Source organism: Paenibacillus aceris (assembly GCF_017874035.1).
Taxonomy (GTDB): Bacteria; Bacillota; Bacilli; order Paenibacillales; family NBRC-103111; genus Paenibacillus_E; species Paenibacillus_E aceris.
Window position 1 is genome coordinate 24,478 of the sequence record NZ_JAGGKV010000039.1, and the last position, 18,145, is coordinate 42,622.

The following is an 18,145-nucleotide window of genomic DNA, read 5'->3' on the forward strand; positions in this document are numbered from 1 at the left end:
TTTATTTGGCTATGTTAGAACTAAATAGGTAAGAATGGTATTCAAAAGCAACGTAGGAGCAATCATATGAAAAAAACAATTTTAATTGTAGAAGATGAAGATATTCTGCGTGAAATTATTAAAGATTATCTCATGAATGAAGGTTATCTCGTATTAGAAGCAGCCGATGGGAAAGAGGCTTTATTATTATTTCATGCAAATGACGTTCATTTAATTATGCTTGATATCATGTTACCAGAGCTTGATGGCTGGTCTGTTTGTAGACGAATAAGAAAATCCTCGAATGTCCCGATCATTATGTTGACCGCAAGAGTAGACGAAGATGACACATTATTAGGATTTGAGCTAGGGGCAGACGATTATGTAACAAAACCCTACAGTCCAGCTGTCTTATTAGCCAGAGCCAAACGACTCATCGATTGCAGGAACAGGGAAGAACGACAAACGGAATCCCCATCTCATGCCAGTAGCTATACCTTATCTATAAATGGGATTCAGATGAATCTATCTTCACAAACGTTGACTGTTGAAGGGGAACAAGTCCACCTGACGTATACAGAATTCCAAATCTTAGCCTATCTCATGCAAAATAAAGGCATCGTCATTTCGAGAGATCAGCTTATTTCGAAAATTTGGGGCTATGAATACGAGGGAGATGATCGTACAGTCAACACCCATATTCGTAACTTAAGAAGTAAGCTGGGAGATAAATCGAAGCTGATTACGACGATTGTGAGGACAGGCTATAAGTTCGAGGGTAACGCATGAGAGCGAGTATTGTATTTAAATTATTTTCGCTGACCACCCTGTTATGCCTATTCCTATTAACTACGATTTATCTTGGGCAAACGATATTTTTCAAGCAATACTATGCAAACAGAAAAGTAAATGACATTCAAACGAATATCCAATCCTTTAAAGAAAATTATTTAAAAAGTAGCGGGGATGTACTTTCCATTCAGAAGTTGGAACAGGATTTTTATAGGCAAAATAATGCATGGATTACGACATTAGATAGCTTTGGAAACTTAAATAATGTGAATGATTTCTATGTGGAAGTCAAGATGGATACAGCTAAATCTAACGGAGAATTCTCTGGTAAAACGATGACCTTTCCGCTTTATCATATGATGAACATCAATGAGATTATAACAAGCACCCCAAGTCAAGCGATATCCCTTCTGACCTCGAAATCACGTGTTGCTATTGCAGCGTATAAAGAGGATCTTGCGTTAATTCCATATCGTGTGCAATTGGTGGAAAAAGGAAATATAATGTGGGAAAATGAGAAAATTTCCAAAAAGATATACGATCTTCAAATTGATATTAAATATAATAAGTCAGATAAAACCGTACCGCCTGAGATTTTACTCAACGGTACGATTAGCAAAGTACAATTCCCAACTGGTAATGAATCCTCAAGTTTTATTTACAGCAATAGCTTGTTTATGGACAGATTGAAGGATTTTCAAACGAATTTAATATTCAATGATACGAAAATCAGCTATGCTTTCTTGCAAATTCTTGATTTTACGCAAAATGACGTGAAATACAAACTGTTCATTGACCCGATTACAGATCAAGACGGAACGGTCCGTTATATTTTCTCCATGGCCTCCCTACAACCCGTTGATGAAGCGGTGCAGATGCTCCAAGATTATTATGTGTACTTGATTGGGCTAGTAATGCTTCTTATTGTTCTTGCTGCTTGGTATTATTCTAGAAAGATCGCGAACCCCTTGCTGCAAATCAATAGGACGACTAAGCGGATGGCAAGTTTAGACTTTTCAGAAACGATTGCCATTCGATCGAATGATGAAATCGGCGACTTGTCTCAAAGTATTAATTCTCTTTCCCAATCCTTGCACTCCTATATCGAGCAGTTGCAAATGGACATTGTGAAAGAAAAGCAATTGGAAAACACACGAAGAGAATTTATTTCAGGGGTATCCCACGAGCTAAAGACACCTCTGAGTATTGTGAAAAGTTGCATTTCGATTCTGAAGGATGGCGTTGCTACACATAAAAAAGATTATTATTTCAATGCCATGGATAAAGAAGTGGATAAGATGAATCTGTTGATTGAGGATATGCTTGAGTTGGCTAAGTTTGAATCAGGCACTTATACAATGAAGATGGAAACGTTTAATATCGATAAGCTTATTGAGGATATTTGTGAAAAACTATCCGTGGAGTTCAGCACTAAACAACTTCATGTGCATACCGAGCTTGCAACCGTTGCAGTCATGGCGAATCAACATCGGATCGAGCAAGTACTTACAAATTTTCTAACCAATGCGAGTCGTTATACGCCAGAGCAAGAGCACATCTTCATTTCGATAAAGGAAGAACTAGATGAGGTTAAGGTGTGCATTGAAAACAAGGGGGCTCACATTCCAGCAGATCAGCTAGAAAAAATATGGGACCGCTTTTATCGAGGAGATACGGCACGCCACCGCTCACAAGGCGGCACTGGTTTGGGGCTTGCTATATCGAAAAATATTTTGGAGTTACATGGTATGCCATACGGCGCGGCGAACACAGAAGACGGGGTTTTGTTTTTCTTCTGGTTAAAGAAACAAGTTTAAACACTTAATAACCACTTTTCATGACGTGTTTTTTTAACGTCGGGAAATGCGGTTTTTTTTTCGTGTAATCTTCACCTCATCTTTATTTCGAATCCGATTAATCTTCATCTGCCTCTATTAAAATAACTCTATGAAATGATCATTTCAGCCAGATAGAGTTTGCTTAGAGAGGAGATCCAATTATGATAGGCCTGTCCATTCACCTTCCGGAATGAGCTAATATGAAATGAAAAAAGACCGGGGAAGAAGAGGTTCTTCCCGCGGTCTAATTCCAAAGAATAAAAGACACGACAACCGGTACCTCTATTCACGCTTACGAGGTTAGTTGACGGATCCGGACTCGAGAGTCGCCCTACTCTTCCAAGATTCACCCCAAAATTCTCCCGTTTTTTTACGGAAACTCGGCGATTCGAAAATATCGATATATCAAGCTATTAAACAATACTATGTATGACTTTATATTGGTTTTATGGTTCTAGAATGTATACAGTAACATCTTGAATGCCGAAACGCGATACCTTTTGTGCACTTCCTGGAAGGAAAATATCAATGCGATTCCCTTTTATTTCGCTTCCTTGATCGGTAGCGTAAGCAATCAAACCGTCACTAGGCAAATCCTTGTCAGTCTCATTATAGCCGGTAATCAAAACCTTGGATCCCATTGGAATTATAGATGGATCAACAGCTATAGTTCCCAATTTTAGAGGATTTCCATAGTAATCAATAGGTCCCCAGCCATTTTCAGAGGGATCACTGGAGTAAGCAGTGGCTTTCACCGAAATCTTCTTTTTAAAAGGTTGAGCTTGTCCTGCAACCAAAATGGAGGAAGAGGATGCTGATGTAGAAGATACACGAACAGTCTTCTCTTTTAATGCTGAAGGCAGCGTCAAAACTAAACCAGGGTATAAATTATATGGATCGACATTAGGATTGGCTGCCATAAGCTGATCTAAAGGAAGCTGCAACCTTTTGGCTATGATCCAGAATGTATCTACATCCTTTACGGTATAGCGTAGATCTGGTAGATTTACAAGATCCCCTGGTTGTAGATTTAACGGATTAATGTTTGGATTTGCTTTTAGGATCGACGCTAACGGAATTTTGGTAGCATTTGCGATTTTCCATAAAGTATCCTGAGGTTTTGCTTGATAATTAGAGGCGAAGGCAGGGGTTCCAAGGCAAGTAATAGCAAGCCCTGTTGCTAGAGCGAAGATCGTTTTCTTAAAATGTCGTTTCATAATGCTCCTCCTTTTAATAAGCCTGCGAGGTTAGTTGTCGGGTTTGGGATGAGGATACATCCCCTCGTCAATGCGATTCACCCCAAGACGTGTCTACGTCATAAAGCTCCCCCGCACTTTGGAATTATGTTTAGTTCTTCCAAAGTTTTGGCATTTTTCTTAAAACATCTTACCATAAGTATCTTTTTTCATGAATATGAAATTAGTGGTAAAAATATTGAAGAAGACCAATAAGCTGCAAATTTGGGCACACGGATCAAGTGGCAACCTCAATTCGCAAAGAGCAGGATAATTAATAAAGCCTCACGAATTCTTCGTAAAAAAGACAGTTTGCGATCTATTTTAGGAGGTCATCATTGAACTAGCGAGGAACAATAGTTGAGGGGCTTGCTTCGCGGCAGCTCCTCTTTTTACTTAAGGTAATGGTCAGTTATCCTGAAGGGATTAGCCATATTTCCTAAAATTGTATGTATTAATGTATACTGGTAAGTATGGTGTGACATGGAAACCATGCGTCAATGATTTGAGTAATCCTAATGCCTTGATAAAAAAGAATATAAATAACAAAATGAAAAAGTAAAATATCAATTCTTTTGGAATGACAAAAATGACTTCGTTTACGATAAACGACTTGGAATGGATGGTTATAAAGCAAAATGGATTAACTATGACTTCCCAAAACGTTAATTTAATCACCAGGGAGCAGATCGCCACGGCCGGTAGCTGCTCACTATTTCGTTGAAGTAACGGGCAGTTTCGCGCAACATTGTTGTCTTCAAAAAAAATTCTACTTGAACCTTACGAACCGTAATGATTTATAATGAACGTAACAGCAGGATGAAACTCGGGCAAACGGCCAAAAAAAACGAACAAAATAAATTCGAAATCAGAGGAGAAACGGACATGAGAAAACTCGTATTGTTCATGCATGTGTCACTGGACGGGTATGCGTCGGATTCGAACGGAGGACTCGATTGGATTCCGTACAACGAGGAATTAGAGAAATACGCCGAGGAGATCGTAGCCGAAGTCGGAGCTCCCGTTTATGGACGTACGACGTATCGGATGATGGAGAGCTACTGGCCCACGGTGATGGACAATCCTAATGCGTCGAGGCACGATATGGAGCATGCCAAATGGCTGCAGGATGTTAAGAAGATCGTCATTTCCGGGACGATGGACACGGTGGAATGGAACAATACAATGCTGATCAAGGACAATATTGCAGAGGAAATCAAGGTACTCAAGGAGCAACCTGGCAAAAATCTCGTCATCTTCGGCAGCCCGGGGGCGGCGAAGACGCTGCTTGAGCTCGGCCTGATCGACGAATTCCTGCTTACAATTTGTCCGGTCGTCCTGGGCGACGGAAAATCGGTATTCGACGGCGGCGAGAAAATCAGGCTCAAGCTGCTGTCCAGCCGAACGCTCAAGTCGGGCATTATCGCTGCCCGCTATGAGTTGGAGAATTAGCCGTACAAGGTGTTCCGCTAACGGGATACGATTGAATAATCAGGGGGAGCAGATCGCCGCGGCCGGCAGCTGCTCCCTTTTTGTTAAAGTGCGTGAAGTTTCAGTTATAATAGCTGTTAGTAAGAGTACCAAAGGGAACCTCGGAAACCTAATGTTTTTCCCCTTTACTGTTTACACTAAGCTTAAAGGTATGCGGCTAGCCCCGTTTAAAAAAACCTCTTATACAATATCATATTTCCTTAAAGGGGGACATCTGTTTTGGATGCACAGTTTCTAGATTTATTGGCCCAGAAATATAATACGGAAGAAAAAGTTGTAACAGAAATCATCAACCTTGAAGCGATCTCCAATCTTCCCAAGGGAACTGAGCATTTTGTCAGTGATTTACATGGGGAGTTCCAGGCTTTTCAGCATGTACTAAGAAACGGTTCGGGTACCGTAAAAGAGAAAATCAAAGCCTTGTTCCGTGAGGTTTGGACGGATCATGAAATCAATGATTTTACGGCGTTAGTTTATTATCCGGAAGAAAAAATACAGCTGGTTAAAGGAGACCTGTGTAATAAACAAGCCTTGAACCGATGGTACAGACAAACGATTGAACAAATGCTTAAGCTCATTACCTATGCCTCTTCCAAATATACGCGCTCGAAATTGCGTAAAGCTCTGCCGGAGCAATTTGTATATATTGTAGAAGAGCTTCTATACAAGACGGATTCGACCAACAATAAGGACCCTTATTATGAGGAAATATACCGGCAAATTATTTCCTTGGGCCAGGCGGACAAGCTCATTATCGGCCTTGCTTATACGACCCAGCGCCTGGTGGTTGACCATCTTCATGTGGTCGGAGATATCTATGACCGCGGGCCGGCCCCCGATAAAATTATGGACACGCTGATCAACTACCATTCTGTAGATATTCAGTGGGGGAACCATGATGTCCTGTGGATAGGCGCCTATGCGGGTTCTCTCGTCTGCCTTGCGAATATTATCCGGATTTGCGCCAGATACAACAATCTGGACATCATCGAAGACGTATACGGAATCAATCTTCGCCCACTGCTGAACTTGGCGGAGAAATACTATGATGACAATCCGGGCTTTAGACCGAAGCTGCAGACCGACCATAACAGTTCGGAGCAGGAAATCCTGCAGATTACCAAAATTCATCAAGCCATTGCCATGATCCAGTTTAAGCTTGAAATCCCTATTATCAAGAGACGCCCATACTTTAATATGTCTGAAAGGCTTTTGCTTGAGCAAATCGATTACGACAAAACTGAAATCAAGATCGGCGGAAAAACTTACCCGCTGGAAAACACCTGTTTCGCAACCGTAAATCCGCAGCAGCCTGAAAAATTGCTGGAGGAAGAACAGCAGGTGATGGAAAAGCTGCTGTTCTCCGTTCAGCATTCCGAAAAGCTGGCCAGACATATGAATTTTTTTATGAAAAAGGGCAGCCTTTATCTAAAATACAACGGGAATTTGTTATTTCACGGCTGTATTCCTTTGGATGAAGAAGGAAACATGGAAGAAATGCAGATTGAAGACAAGACGTATTCGGGCCGTAAGCTGCTCGATGTTTTTGAATATTATTTACGTTACGCCTTTGCGCATCCGGAAGAGACGGATGATCTGGCTACAGATATGGTATGGTACATCTGGACAGGGGAATGTTCCTCGCTCTTTGGAAAGAGAGAAATGACCACCTTTGAACGGTACTTTATCCAAGATAAAGAAACCTATAAGGAGAGAAAGAATCCTTATTACCATTTGCGTGAAAATGAGGAGATCTGCCGGAAAATCCTACTGGAGTTTGATATGAATCCGGATCATGGACATATCATTAACGGCCACACGCCAGTTAAAGAAATCCGTGGAGAGAACCCCGTTAAAGCAAACGGGAAAATGGTTGTCATTGACGGCGGTTTTTCCAAAGCCTATCAATCCACAACGGGCATCGCCGGATATACCTTGTTGTATAATTCCTTTGGTATGCAGCTCGTTGCCCATCAGAAATTTAATTCAAAAGAAGATGTGTTATGTAACGGAACGGACGTATTGTCTGTAAAAAGGCTGGTGGACAAAGAACTGGAGCGGAAGCTGGTGAGGGAAACCAATGTCGGGGAGAAGCTGCTGCAGAAAATCTCAAATCTGAAGAATCTCCTGGAATATCGCTACATGAAATGAAACAACAGCTAAATAAAACAACTGATACAGCCGCGTTACGCTCCCTCGAAATGATTCAGTTTCCGCACTCAGACTCATGAATTCGCAGGATTTCATCCTGTAGGTGGTATGAAGAAGTGGATGGAGGAGGATCTGGTAGCTTGGGGATGGGGAACTGGGCACGCATCTATTAATAAAATTGGAAAGTAGTAAGTAGGGGGTGAACAGTCTAACTTACGACTTAGACCGATAAGCATCCGCAGAAATTGCGGATTTTTTTACTATATCGGAATAAATTCTTATCATTTCTCAAAGACAAGAATTTGTTCCGATTGCCGATCGAGGTCAAGAATATGTACTGGTTACCGGTAGTGTTAGACTGACGATGCTTCATTAAAGTAACAGGCAGTAGCGCGTGGCGGAAAGCCAGCTACGAAACTTTGAAGTATTGGGCAGGATAGTTTGGTGACTTCTTCCTTGAATAAAGAAAGGTAAAGTTAATTAATAAATTGGCAACCGAACAGGCATATAGGAAAACATTAATAGCCTCGAAATTTCATTTGTTCAATGATATATCCATGCGAAGGTTCTTAAACATTATTAAAAAGACATTTCCCGCAATGTAGACAGCACACGTTATATCATGGACACCCGATCAAGGTGAGGATATAATTAGCTTTCTTGTGGATACCAAGACAGTTATTAAGATTGAACTGGACCGTTATGATGATACAATTACTCCGATAGTTGAAGTGTATCCAATTGAAAAATGGGTGAAGGGACTCAGTAAAATGTATCAGATTAAAATCGCAGTAGCACTGGATCTAGCCAAGAGCGATATATCATAAGGCAGTTAAATTAGGGTAGAGCATTCCGCTAACGGTGAACGATAGCATCATGACGAAAAGGCAGCGCATTATTGGCTGCCCTAAAAGATTTCACCAGCTGCTATAGGCTGTGCTTCATTAATTCTGATTGCAGTTGAGGTCCCAGTTCCTCAACAATTGAAAAATTCGTTGCCGCCGTATAAAAGGACTTAATTTGTGAATCGATGGCTTCAGCAGCCGCCAAATGAGAGGTGGCTTCCTTCATTTTTGCCGTATACCGCTCTTTAATTTCGACTATTTCAGCTGCATTTGTTTCATCTGTCCCTGGGGTCATGGCACGTTCATACATATCTAAGATCTCATCCCCGTCCCGTTCAGGGAAGTATTCGTGAGGGGCGGTGCTGTCGAAAATAGCTGTGCTGAGCTTCGGGAAGATCAGCATATCGAGGCTGTTTGGATCAAAACCGCAATGATACACTTGAACTTCGATGCCATTCTTTTCGGCAGCAGCCGCAAGCTTTTTCAGTAGCGTGGATTTACCAGATCCCGGTCTTCCTTTGATAAAAATCCGCCTGTTCAACTGAGCTGTCAAGTTTTGAATAAAATCAAACGCTCCCTTCGGAGTCGCTGCCCCGAAAAACAAGTGACGTCCAACGGTAGGTGTCCCGTTTTCATAACCGGCGTACAATTCGTGAATCAATTCCTGCGTGATTTGATCTGCCTTCATGAAGTCCATGCTCTCGATATAAAATTTTTCCCATTCGTCATGAATCCGTAAAGCGGTTGCAAAGGCTTCATAGGCTTTGGAATAAGCATCGATAAGCTTTTCTTCGAGCTCTTCGATCTTTCCAAGAGACTCCGTGGAAATACTTCTGTTATCAAGCGCCATCCCGAAATCGAACGTAAGGGTTTCACCTGCGACGCCCTCTAAGATCCCCCCACAAGTTTGCCCGTCAACAACACCAACCTTTAATTCGGTTGCAATAATGCCGTCCAGCTCATCAGGTCGAAGCGGGGAATGAAAGCATTGCACGTGCTGCCCACTGTCCAGCAGACTTTCCGCCAAATTGCGAATGAATGTGGACTTGCCAGTACCAGGGGGGCCCATTAGGACGAGAATCTTATCCAGTCCTTGGAAAGCCGATTTATACAAAAAATGAGCACCGAGCGCGGTATTGCCGCGAGCAAAATAGTGGGATGCATTTTCCATCAACCTAAACACTCCTTTGCGCGCCTATCGTGCGACCAGCAAATTTCACATTCGAAATGCATGGACATAAGCGCATATGAGATAGATGCCTATGGTTCAACTTATTCCGGTTAGCGTTCAAAGGTGTTTATAATGTTGACCGATAATTAAAGTTGCCTAAATGCTTCAACATTTGGATCCTTCGCGCAAATTAAATAAAAGTGAATGCTTATTAACTGCTAAAAAAATTATTGAAGTATTGAAATAAAATTATTAAAAAAGACTTAGAGGAATAAAATAGTTGTCGAAGAATATTGGGATATCATTAAGGTAATGGGGGGAGAGGAGGGAAAAGGATTTTTAAGAAGAGAAGATATGCAGTATTAATAATCGCCCTCTTAATGTTTGTAATGGCGTCTACAAGACCAAGTTCTAAAGAATATCAAATGTATTTGCATAACGTCCAGAAGCTTAATTGCGAACCTACCGAAAGATCTGATTGCTTTCACACTAAGAATGATTTGTTGGCGTCAAAACTCACGCATCTCATTTTCTTTATGACAGCGGATTCTCATATTTTCGGAGATGAGGACAATAAACTACGTGTAATAGGTATTTTCAATCATTTCTTTGTTATCGAAAATCATCTTCATCCAAATTCAGATGATTAATTCAGATGATTATTATCCGTGGGTTCATCGTTAAACTAACGGATAACGATAGTGTCAACACCGGAGAAGGCAGTCGGTCACTTTTGGCTCGATTGCCTTTCCTTATGATGATTCCTGAGAATTTACCCAAACATTAGATGATATGCCCCTTAATCATTGTCCATTGCACTTGGAATTGTTCATTTAACAAGACAAGATCAGCGTCAAAGCCCGTGGAGATTCTGCCTAGGGTATCAAGGCTTAATATTCGTGCAGGTGTGGTTGAAGCCATTTGAACCGCGTCTTTTAAAGAAATGCCGGTTTCTACGGTTAGACGAAGTGCCTCATTCATCGTAACCGTACTGGAGGCTAAAGTCCCATCCTCTAGTCGAGCTACACCGTCGGAAACCGTAACATGATGGCCACCGAACACATAATTCCCATCACCTAGTCCCATGGCTTGCAAAGCATCTGTGATAAGTACCATGCCATCTGGTCCTTTCAGACGATGCATCATTCTAACGATCGCAGGATGCAAATGAATACCATCCACAATCGCTTGGAGGCTTACATGTTCTTCTTCAAAAGCGGCTACAACCAGACCGGGATCACGATGATGAATCGGACGCATGCCATTGAAACAATGTGTAACGTGACTCGCTCCGGCTTCAAAGGCTTGCTTTGCTTCCTCGTATGTAGCATCCGAATGCGCAACGGCGATTATGACGCCATTTTCTTTCAGAAAAGAGATGAGCTCCATCCCGCCAGGTAATTCTGGTGCTATTGTAACCATCTTAATCAGTCCATCTGCTTCGTTAAAAATTTCTTTCATTTCAGTAAGATTCGGATGTCTTAAAAACCGTTCATTTTGCATACCTTTACGCTTCGGATTCAGGTAAGGACCCTCTAGATGAAGCCCGGCAATTTTGGCCCCGACTTCACGCCCGATTACACGTTTCACACTACGAATCATGGCTAGTAATTCTTCAATTGTAGAGCTAACGGAGGTAACCAAAAACGAGGTGCAGCCCGTTTCAGCACAAGCACGCGAAACCTCCTGAATACTCGCCACACTGCCATCCATCATATCGAATCCGTTAGCACCGTGGATATGCACATCGATCATACCAGGTATCAATAAATGTCCTTGGCCATCCATAAGTTCATATTCGCCCTCCGGAAGAGAAGAAAGACCACTTTCTAGCTTTTCAATAATTCCGTTTCTTATCCAAAGTGTGGCAGGTAGAACAAGGTCGTCTGGTTGAATCACGTTTACGTTGTGCAAAATTTTAAGACTCATCTTTGTTATCCTCCTCGTATTTGTCTTTCTCTTCACATTGAATAATCGCTATATTTTTATTATGGAGTACTTCTCTTATTTCGTTAGGCACCTCTTGATCGGTAATCAAAATATCCACAAAGTCAAAATCTAAACGATAAACCGATTTGCTTGTAAACTTCGTGAAATCAGCCACGACGATTACCTGATCCGATCTGCGGGCCATTTCTTTTTTTACAGAAACATCATCTTCGTAAGGAAAGTAAATCCCATCAGTTTGTATAGATGTAGCTCCGATAAATGCCTTATCAGCTCTTAGTTCTCTTAGCTTATCAATGACGGAAGGTCCATATAATAAACGATTTTTGGTATGTAAATAGCCACCTAGCACATATACTTGCAGATCTTCCCGTCCTGAGAGAATCCCTACAATGTCTATGGAATGTGTGACAGCTGTAATATGTTTAGCTGAAATTTGTTCTGCTACAGACTGTACCGTAGTTGATACGTCTAAAATGACTGTTTCCCGATCTTGAACTAGTTTAGCTGCTATCTTCCCAATTTTACTTTTACTGTCTGTTTCGTCAATTAAACGTTCCTGATAGGTGGCTATTTCCTTCCTCAATTGAGGTAAAGCGACGCCTCCATGTGTACGAATAACGACCCCTTCTTGTACTAATTTAACAATATCTCTTCGGGCTGTATCTCTAGATACATCTAGAAGAGAGCAGATATCCATAACACTCATCGCATGGTGTTCATTAATATAGTCGAGTATTTTCAGTAATCGTTCTTCTTGATACATCATCATCACCTCTTGTAAGTAAGTTTACCATAAAATATAAGTATGTTAAAGTAATATCAAAGTAATGTTTAAGTGAATTTAAGTTTTTAAAGTGATTTCCTTATTTCATTTGGCCAATTACACATCGTACCTATAATTCAAAAGGGACTGGATTGGAGAGAGATAAGTATGTCGTTTGCGATTTTAAACCCTAAACTATGAGGATTATTTTTTTGTCGGTCAATTGCAAACAGCAAACATTCGCTTCACGGTTAAATCACCTATTGGAATGAATTTCCAAGAGGTACAATGTTCTCCACAGATCGGACACGAACTTACGGGCAGACTAATGGGAAAGATCTGAGTAAACCAGATGATTAAAAAAAGTTATATAGTTATCTTCCTCAATCGCGAGGGAACTTTATTGCTTAAACCTATAAAATATATTCTTTTTATATATTAGATCAATAAGCCTTATGGATATATGATGGATTAAATAAATGAAGGTCAAAACTTAGGGAGGAAAGTCAGTATGACAATTTATGATTTTCAAGCAACCTTGATTAATGGGAAACAGATCAAGTTATCGGATTACAGGGAAAAAGTAATTTTAATTGTGAACACGGCCAGCCAATGTAGTTTTTCTCGTCAATTTGCGGATCTGCAGAAACTCTATGAAAGTCGACGTGAACAGGGTTTCGAAATTCTCGCGTTTCCTTGCAACCAGTTCAACGAGAAGGAGCCTGGCAGCAACTCAGAAGTCAAGGAACATTGCCAGATGAATCATGGAGTAACATTCCCTATGTTTGAGAAAACAGATGTAATAGGTTTCGCTTCACATCCTTTATTTGAATATCTGGCGCAGCAAGCGCCGTTCCAAGGCTTTGATCATCAAACTAATGAAGGACATTGGATGGAGAGTTTTCTGAAGAATAAGTATCCAGAAATTTATACGGGAAACGGAGTAAAATGGAATTTTTCGAAGTTTCTAATCGGTCGTGATGGTTTTGTAAAAGGAAGATTTGAATCAACGACACTCCCCTCCGATATAGATTCTGCTATCGAATCACTGTTGTATCTTGGCCAAAGGAGGCCATTATCAAGACTTTGATGTTGCATTACCTTCCTTTAATGCGGAGCAAAAGCAATGGCTTAAGGTGGCCCTTGAAAGGGAACACCCTAATGGCCATTCCTGGTTACAGAGATTGAACTACCTGAGAACGAGAGTTAAATATTTGTTACATGATTGAAATCTTATTTCTAGAGGGAATGGTGCCATTGCTAACCGATAACAAGATTGATGTTATAATGAACGAATGTCCGCGCCACCTAGAAAATTACTACAAGAGGGGCCAAGTGATTATCGATGCTGGTCTCGCATCCGAAACGAAATGCTTGCGGCGGGCGAATGGGAAAGTGAAGGTTAAGGAACGATCCTTTTATCGAAACGAAGAAGATGATCGGCAGTGCTTTTCTCATAGAAGCACGGGACATGGAGGAAGCGATCCGGATTGCTTCCTTACATCCAACCGTACAAGTGGCATCGGGCGAGCAGTTTGGATGGGGGATTTAGATCCGTCCGATCAACTACTTTGAATCGAGAGATTAGAATCAACTGTTTTACGGAAAAGTTCGTTCAATGTATGAAAGTAAGGGCCATCCCGCAAAAAGTGGCCTTAAAAACTTGCCGTTACAGTCAGTGCGGAGATCAGTACCATAGATGACAGGTGAGATCACTACGCTAACTGGGAACTATAGTTCAATCATTAAAACAAGAAGGCAGCGGCCAAATGGTCTGCATTCCTGGACGCTTCTTATCCGATACGCAGGTATGCCTGCAGGCGCTTGTGTTTTAGTGTAAGCATAACTAAGTACGTCAATTAGAGGATGTCCCAGAGGTCATAAAGATGACTGAGGGGTACCCTCTTTTTTTGACATATATCTGTTTTGGAGTAACCGAAGTTCCTGTACAATTTGCTGCTGATGGGAGACTTTCTTGTCAATTTACACGTACGTTACCTATTCGCTAGACTGACCTAGCCTCAGGATATAGATCTTTTTCATAGAAAAACTTCAATTTTAATGCTCAATTAAATTGATTAGAGGGACTTCTTGCTCCAGTTCTGGCTGATCGAGCGTGTAGATCATGGCCGTATCATTTTTTTCATCAACAGTTTGAATGTAAATTGGAATTTCATTATAGGTCACATACGCCATTTCTGGGGATGAGGCGATTTCTAATGCTCTGGATTTGTTCACGTCAATGATCTCCTTAAGGTAAATGTACAGACAATTTTAGCATGCCCTCAAATAGATTGAATTATTAGTTTGTGTTATTCCATAAGAGGATATCAAAAGATAAAAGATGTTAAGACATTGATATATTCAGCCTATCTGTTGTCGCTTAGATGATTTATTTAAACGATTTTTGTTATTAAAGTATATCAAGATGCTGTTATTGAAAATAGTACGAATAAGTCAGCTCTCGAGAGAAGTAATTTATCAAGATCATTTTTAAATCAGTCACCATGTATATTTGTCAATTTTTCGATAAGTGGAGACACCCTGGTATCGTTAAAGTAACGGGCAGTAGAACGTAGTGCTTGACAACGAAAGTTATTCCTGAACTTGTACATTTAAGAGAGTATTATATAATTTCAAAAAAGTATGAATGGTTATTGTGTGTCAATCATCATGATATAGTTTTTGGATCAGGGGCAGAGTTAGTGGATATAATGGAAAAAATTCGTTGGTATTCAATAGTAACGTACCGCCCACGCGGAATTTTGATTCGTCAAGGCGATAGCATATTTATTGGTTGACTGGGGTAATTCTCACAAAAATAGTTGCAATACCATCCTATTCAGTGTAAACTGAAATTAGTTGCAATACCATCCTATTGTAAGGGGGATCATATGAGCGAGCTTTGGAAGCAGAATGACAAGGGCACAGTGGAATCGCACGGTCAATACATTTCAGCCATCTACCGACACATGCAGGTATTGATCTCATCCGAGTTGGCGCCATATCGAATAGGGAGTGGACAGTATATTTTTCTGATGGCGATTGCGTTTCAGCAACCGATTACTCAGAAGGCGCTAAACGAAAAGCTGTACATTGACAAAACGACTACCGCCAAGGCGATTACCAAGCTGGAAGAAGAAGGTTACGTGCGGAGGGAAACCGATCCCGCCGACAATCGTTATCATTTGCTTTATTTGACGGACTCAGGACGTGAGGTGGTGCCTAAAGTGCAGGAAGCACTCGCCCGCGTGAAGAACAAAACCCGGAAAGGTATCACCGATGAGGAGTATGACTTGTTCTTAAGCTTGCTGAATATCGTTCTCCGCAATCTGACCGAGCAGGAGGAGAGGTAGAATGGATGGGTAAGGGGGAGTAGACTTGATGGAAGAGCTATTGACTTGGGCTGGCGTTACTATGCATCCTCATCGGTTCGGAAGGGTAGAATTTCAGCTGAACGTTACAGAAATCGGGCATCTTCACGGCAGCCGCTTGTTCGACCTACTTTTGATCAAATCCGAATGTGATCGGTAGTTTGAAGAAGGTAAGGCTAGGCCGCATCACATGTATCCCGATTCAGGCTGGGTATCCGTTTATTTGAATACTTGGCAAGATGTCGCTAATGCCATTGAAATTGCGCGTTCCAATTATGATCAAATGGTATTGAAGGGAGAGATGAAAAATGATTAACGAGGCATTCCCGTACGAGAAAAAGCGAATTCAAGTATTCGGCCTAGACATGGCTTACGTGGAAGCAGGGAGCGGCGACCCGATCGTTTTCCTGCACGGCAATCCGGCATCTTCCTATCTCTGGCGTAACATTATTCCTTATGCCCAGAACTTTGGCCGTTGCATAGCGCCTGATCTCATTGGCATGGGCGATTCCGCAAAGCTTCCGGACAGCGGGCCTCACGCGTACACCTTTTCTGAACACCGCCGCTATCTTGACGAGCTACTTGATCAACTTTGCGTGGGCGAGCGTGTAACTTTCGTGGTGCACGATTGGGGATCAGCACTAGGCTTCGATTGGAGCAAGCGCCATCCCGCCGCGGTCAAAGGCATCGCTTACATGGAGGCGATTATTAAGTCGCGCAGTTGGAGTGAAATTCCGGAGAATGGACGCAAAATCTTCCAGACGCTACGGACGCCGGAAGGGGAGCGAATGGTACTAGAGCAAAATTCGTTCATCGAATTCAACTTGCCGGTCAACATATTACGCATGCTGACGGATGAAGAGATGGCACAGTACCGCAAGCCGTTCCAGGAGCCGGGCGAAAGCCGCCGTCCTATGCTCAGTTGGGCACGCCAACTTCCGTTCGACGGAGATCCGGCTGATGTAACGGAGATTGTCACAGAGTATGGTGAATGGCTGGCACAAAGCGCTGTTCCCAAACTATTCATTCAATGCGACCCCGGCTTATTACCGCAATCCCATATCGATTTCTGCCGTACATGGCCGTCGCAGTCCGAAGTTACTGTGCCAGGCCGCCACTATCCCCAAGAAGACGCACCCGATGAAGTTGGCGAAGCTCTTGCCTTATGGCTGAAAAGTTTGGTTTAAAGCTATGTATAACGAATTTAAGGTGGTCATTGCTAGTCCTCTAAGCTATTTCATTAGAGTTCCCCGACCTCAAAAAACACCAAGTCATTATCTTCAAAGGTGTTGTTCCGCCAACTGAGTATGAGATTTAAATATTGGACACGACGGCAGCCTGCACACGATCGGTTGCCGTTTTCTATAGAAGTAACGGTGAGTTTAGTTTAATGATCAAAAATAATAAGCAGGAGATAATATCGTAACTCCGAATTGTTAAAGTATAGAAATATTAGGAGTTTAGAAAAGGGGTATCTACGTAATTTTATTACGTAAAACGATCTTATTACGGTAATTACGAATTGAATTTTGTAGAATAAAAGTTGATATGACATATCCGAAAACCAAATTTCACATTTTACTATACTGTGACTTATCTTTGTTATCATGAACTGTGACCAAGATGTTAATCGTTTGGAAGGAATTAGTAATTCTTGATAAAATAAATATGAAGATGATCAGGTAGTAAATTTGTACACATAAGGAGATAAAACTATGGCAAAAAACAAATTACTAAGAATGGACAATGTTGGCATCGTTGTGGAATCCCTTGATGACGCAATCTCTTTCTTCGAGGAGATTGGCTTGAAGCTCGAAGGGCGAGCTACTGTCGAAGGTGAATGGGCTGGTCGCGTAACCGGGCTGGGTTCACAGTGTGTAGAGATTGCTATGATGGTTACCCCAGATGGCCACAGCCGACTTGAACTTTCGCGATTTCTCACCCCACCTACTATATCAGATCACCGAACTGCTCCTGTAAATGCCCTCGGTTATCTACGCGTCATGTTCACCGTTGAAGACATTGATGAAATGGTATCCAGACTCACTAAATATGGTGCTCAGCTCGTTGGCGAAGTGGTTCAGTACGAGGACTCGTATCGGCTCTGCTACATTCGTGGAAATGAAGGACTTCTAATCGGTTTGGCGGAACAACTCGGTAATAAATAAGTGACGTTTAAAAGAAGACTTAACTGAAAATATACATTACTAGAGTAAGAATAGAAACAGAAAAGCAGTGTGAAAGTTTCTTGAAGAAGTCGGTGCATCATATAAACACCGCATTCACGCTCCGGGTCTGGGCGACCCTCGGTCCTGGAAACAAGGAACGAGAAAGTAATTGCCGGGACACATCCGCACCGACTAACCGCATCGCGATCGGCAGCAAGCTGCCTTAACTCTGTGGGACTTCGTGATGCATGAACTTTAACGGAAATCAATGCAAAACCAAATTAAAGGGACTCAACTACCCTGAAAATCTCACATAGCAGAGAACTAAAAATGGCAATACGAAACTAGGCGCAGCTATGACGTTTTTTTCAAAAGGCTGCGTTTCATG

The 18,145-nt window shown here is 41.7% G+C and carries 16 protein-coding genes, 1 pseudogene and 2 riboswitches; of the genes and pseudogenes, 12 read left to right on the top strand and 5 right to left on the bottom strand.

Annotated features, from left to right (window positions below; all coding sequences use genetic code 11):
• The first annotated feature begins 66 nt into the window (after positions 1–66).
• Positions 67–768 (top strand): response regulator transcription factor, encoded by a 702-nt coding sequence (locus J2Z65_RS33835; protein ID WP_209856317.1) that lies wholly within the window; start codon positions 67–69, stop codon positions 766–768.
• Entirely contained in the window at positions 765–2,588 is a 1,824-nt protein-coding gene (locus tag J2Z65_RS33840; protein WP_167064600.1) for a sensor histidine kinase, read from the top strand. The genes J2Z65_RS33835 and J2Z65_RS33840 overlap by 4 nt, the downstream gene beginning before the upstream one ends.
• Before the next feature lie 296 nt (positions 2,589–2,884).
• A riboswitch (cyclic di-AMP (ydaO/yuaA leader) is annotated at positions 2,885–3,005 on the bottom strand.
• 50 nt (positions 3,006–3,055) lie between these two features.
• On the opposite strand, the gene J2Z65_RS33845 is transcribed toward J2Z65_RS33840, so the two are convergent.
• Entirely contained in the window at positions 3,056–3,826 is a 771-nt protein-coding gene (locus J2Z65_RS33845) for a LysM peptidoglycan-binding domain-containing protein (RefSeq protein WP_167064602.1), read from the bottom strand.
• Positions 3,827–3,831: 5 nt separating this feature from the next.
• Positions 3,832–3,989, bottom strand: a riboswitch (cyclic di-AMP (ydaO/yuaA leader).
• A gap of 740 nt (positions 3,990–4,729) precedes the next feature.
• Between J2Z65_RS33845 and J2Z65_RS33850 the strand changes: the two genes are divergently transcribed.
• Both J2Z65_RS33850 and J2Z65_RS33855 read left to right on the top strand, forming a co-directional pair.
• A complete protein-coding gene (locus tag J2Z65_RS33850; protein ID WP_167064605.1) occupies positions 4,730–5,296 on the top strand; it encodes a dihydrofolate reductase family protein in 567 nt (188 codons plus the stop codon).
• Positions 5,297–5,554: 258 nt separating this feature from the next.
• On the top strand, positions 5,555–7,486 hold the full coding sequence (locus J2Z65_RS33855) for a fructose-1,6-bisphosphatase (protein WP_167064607.1): 1,932 nt from the start codon (positions 5,555–5,557) through the stop codon (positions 7,484–7,486).
• Between the two features lie 927 nt (positions 7,487–8,413).
• Here J2Z65_RS33855 and J2Z65_RS33860 read toward each other — a convergent pair.
• The 3 genes from J2Z65_RS33860 to J2Z65_RS33870 all read right to left on the bottom strand — a co-directional run bounded on the left by J2Z65_RS33860 (position 8,414) and on the right by J2Z65_RS33870 (position 12,221).
• Positions 8,414–9,502, bottom strand: a complete 1,089-nt coding sequence (locus J2Z65_RS33860; protein WP_338111771.1) for a PRK06851 family protein — start codon at positions 9,500–9,502, stop codon at positions 8,414–8,416.
• Between the two features lie 783 nt (positions 9,503–10,285).
• Complete coding sequence (gene nagA, locus J2Z65_RS33865) at positions 10,286–11,431, bottom strand: N-acetylglucosamine-6-phosphate deacetylase (RefSeq protein ID WP_167064612.1); 1,146 nt, start codon at positions 11,429–11,431, stop codon at positions 10,286–10,288.
• The gene (locus tag J2Z65_RS33870) at positions 11,421–12,221 is read right to left on the bottom strand and encodes a DeoR/GlpR family DNA-binding transcription regulator (protein WP_244999186.1); all 801 of its coding nucleotides are present in this window, start codon (positions 12,219–12,221) and stop codon (positions 11,421–11,423) included. Before J2Z65_RS33870 ends, nagA begins: the two co-directional genes overlap by 11 nt.
• 505 nt (positions 12,222–12,726) lie before the next feature.
• On the opposite strand from J2Z65_RS33870, the gene J2Z65_RS33875 reads away from it, so the two are divergent.
• Together J2Z65_RS33875 and J2Z65_RS36250 are read left to right on the top strand one after the other, a co-directional pair.
• Positions 12,727–13,305 (top strand): glutathione peroxidase, encoded by a 579-nt coding sequence (locus J2Z65_RS33875; protein WP_167064615.1) that lies wholly within the window; start codon positions 12,727–12,729, stop codon positions 13,303–13,305.
• A gap of 245 nt (positions 13,306–13,550) precedes the next feature.
• Complete coding sequence (locus J2Z65_RS36250; RefSeq protein WP_425326212.1) at positions 13,551–13,790, top strand: hypothetical protein; 240 nt, start codon at positions 13,551–13,553, stop codon at positions 13,788–13,790.
• Positions 13,791–14,273: 483 nt separating this feature from the next.
• Here J2Z65_RS36250 and J2Z65_RS33885 read toward each other — a convergent pair whose 3' ends face one another.
• On the bottom strand, positions 14,274–14,453 hold the full coding sequence (locus J2Z65_RS33885) for an H-type small acid-soluble spore protein (protein ID WP_167064618.1): 180 nt from the start codon (positions 14,451–14,453) through the stop codon (positions 14,274–14,276).
• Positions 14,454–14,797: 344 nt separating this feature from the next.
• On the opposite strand from J2Z65_RS33885, the gene J2Z65_RS36255 reads away from it, so the two are divergent.
• The 6 genes and pseudogenes from J2Z65_RS36255 (at position 14,798) to J2Z65_RS33905 (ending at position 17,757) form a co-directional block, all read left to right on the top strand.
• Positions 14,798–15,016 carry a DUF6756 family protein gene (locus J2Z65_RS36255; RefSeq protein ID WP_205301049.1) on the top strand — a complete coding sequence of 73 codons (219 nt, stop codon included), beginning with the start codon at positions 14,798–14,800 and terminating at the stop codon, positions 15,014–15,016.
• A gap of 93 nt (positions 15,017–15,109) precedes the next feature.
• Entirely contained in the window at positions 15,110–15,571 is a 462-nt protein-coding gene (locus J2Z65_RS33890) for a MarR family winged helix-turn-helix transcriptional regulator (RefSeq protein WP_209856320.1), read from the top strand.
• 28 nt (positions 15,572–15,599) lie between these two features.
• A complete protein-coding gene (locus tag J2Z65_RS36320; RefSeq protein WP_476739280.1) occupies positions 15,600–15,749 on the top strand; it encodes a hypothetical protein in 150 nt (49 codons plus the stop codon).
• 15 nt (positions 15,750–15,764) lie between these two features.
• Positions 15,765–15,905 (top strand): annotated as a pseudogene (locus J2Z65_RS36325) (luciferase domain-containing protein); the annotation flags it as partial.
• Positions 15,898–16,776 carry a haloalkane dehalogenase gene (locus J2Z65_RS33900; protein WP_167064621.1) on the top strand — a complete coding sequence of 293 codons (879 nt, stop codon included), beginning with the start codon at positions 15,898–15,900 and terminating at the stop codon, positions 16,774–16,776. The pseudogene J2Z65_RS36325 and the gene J2Z65_RS33900, both read left to right, overlap by 8 nt.
• Before the next feature lie 528 nt (positions 16,777–17,304).
• Positions 17,305–17,757 (top strand): VOC family protein, encoded by a 453-nt coding sequence (locus tag J2Z65_RS33905; RefSeq protein ID WP_047679368.1) that lies wholly within the window; start codon positions 17,305–17,307, stop codon positions 17,755–17,757.
• Positions 17,758–18,145 lie beyond the last annotated feature (388 nt).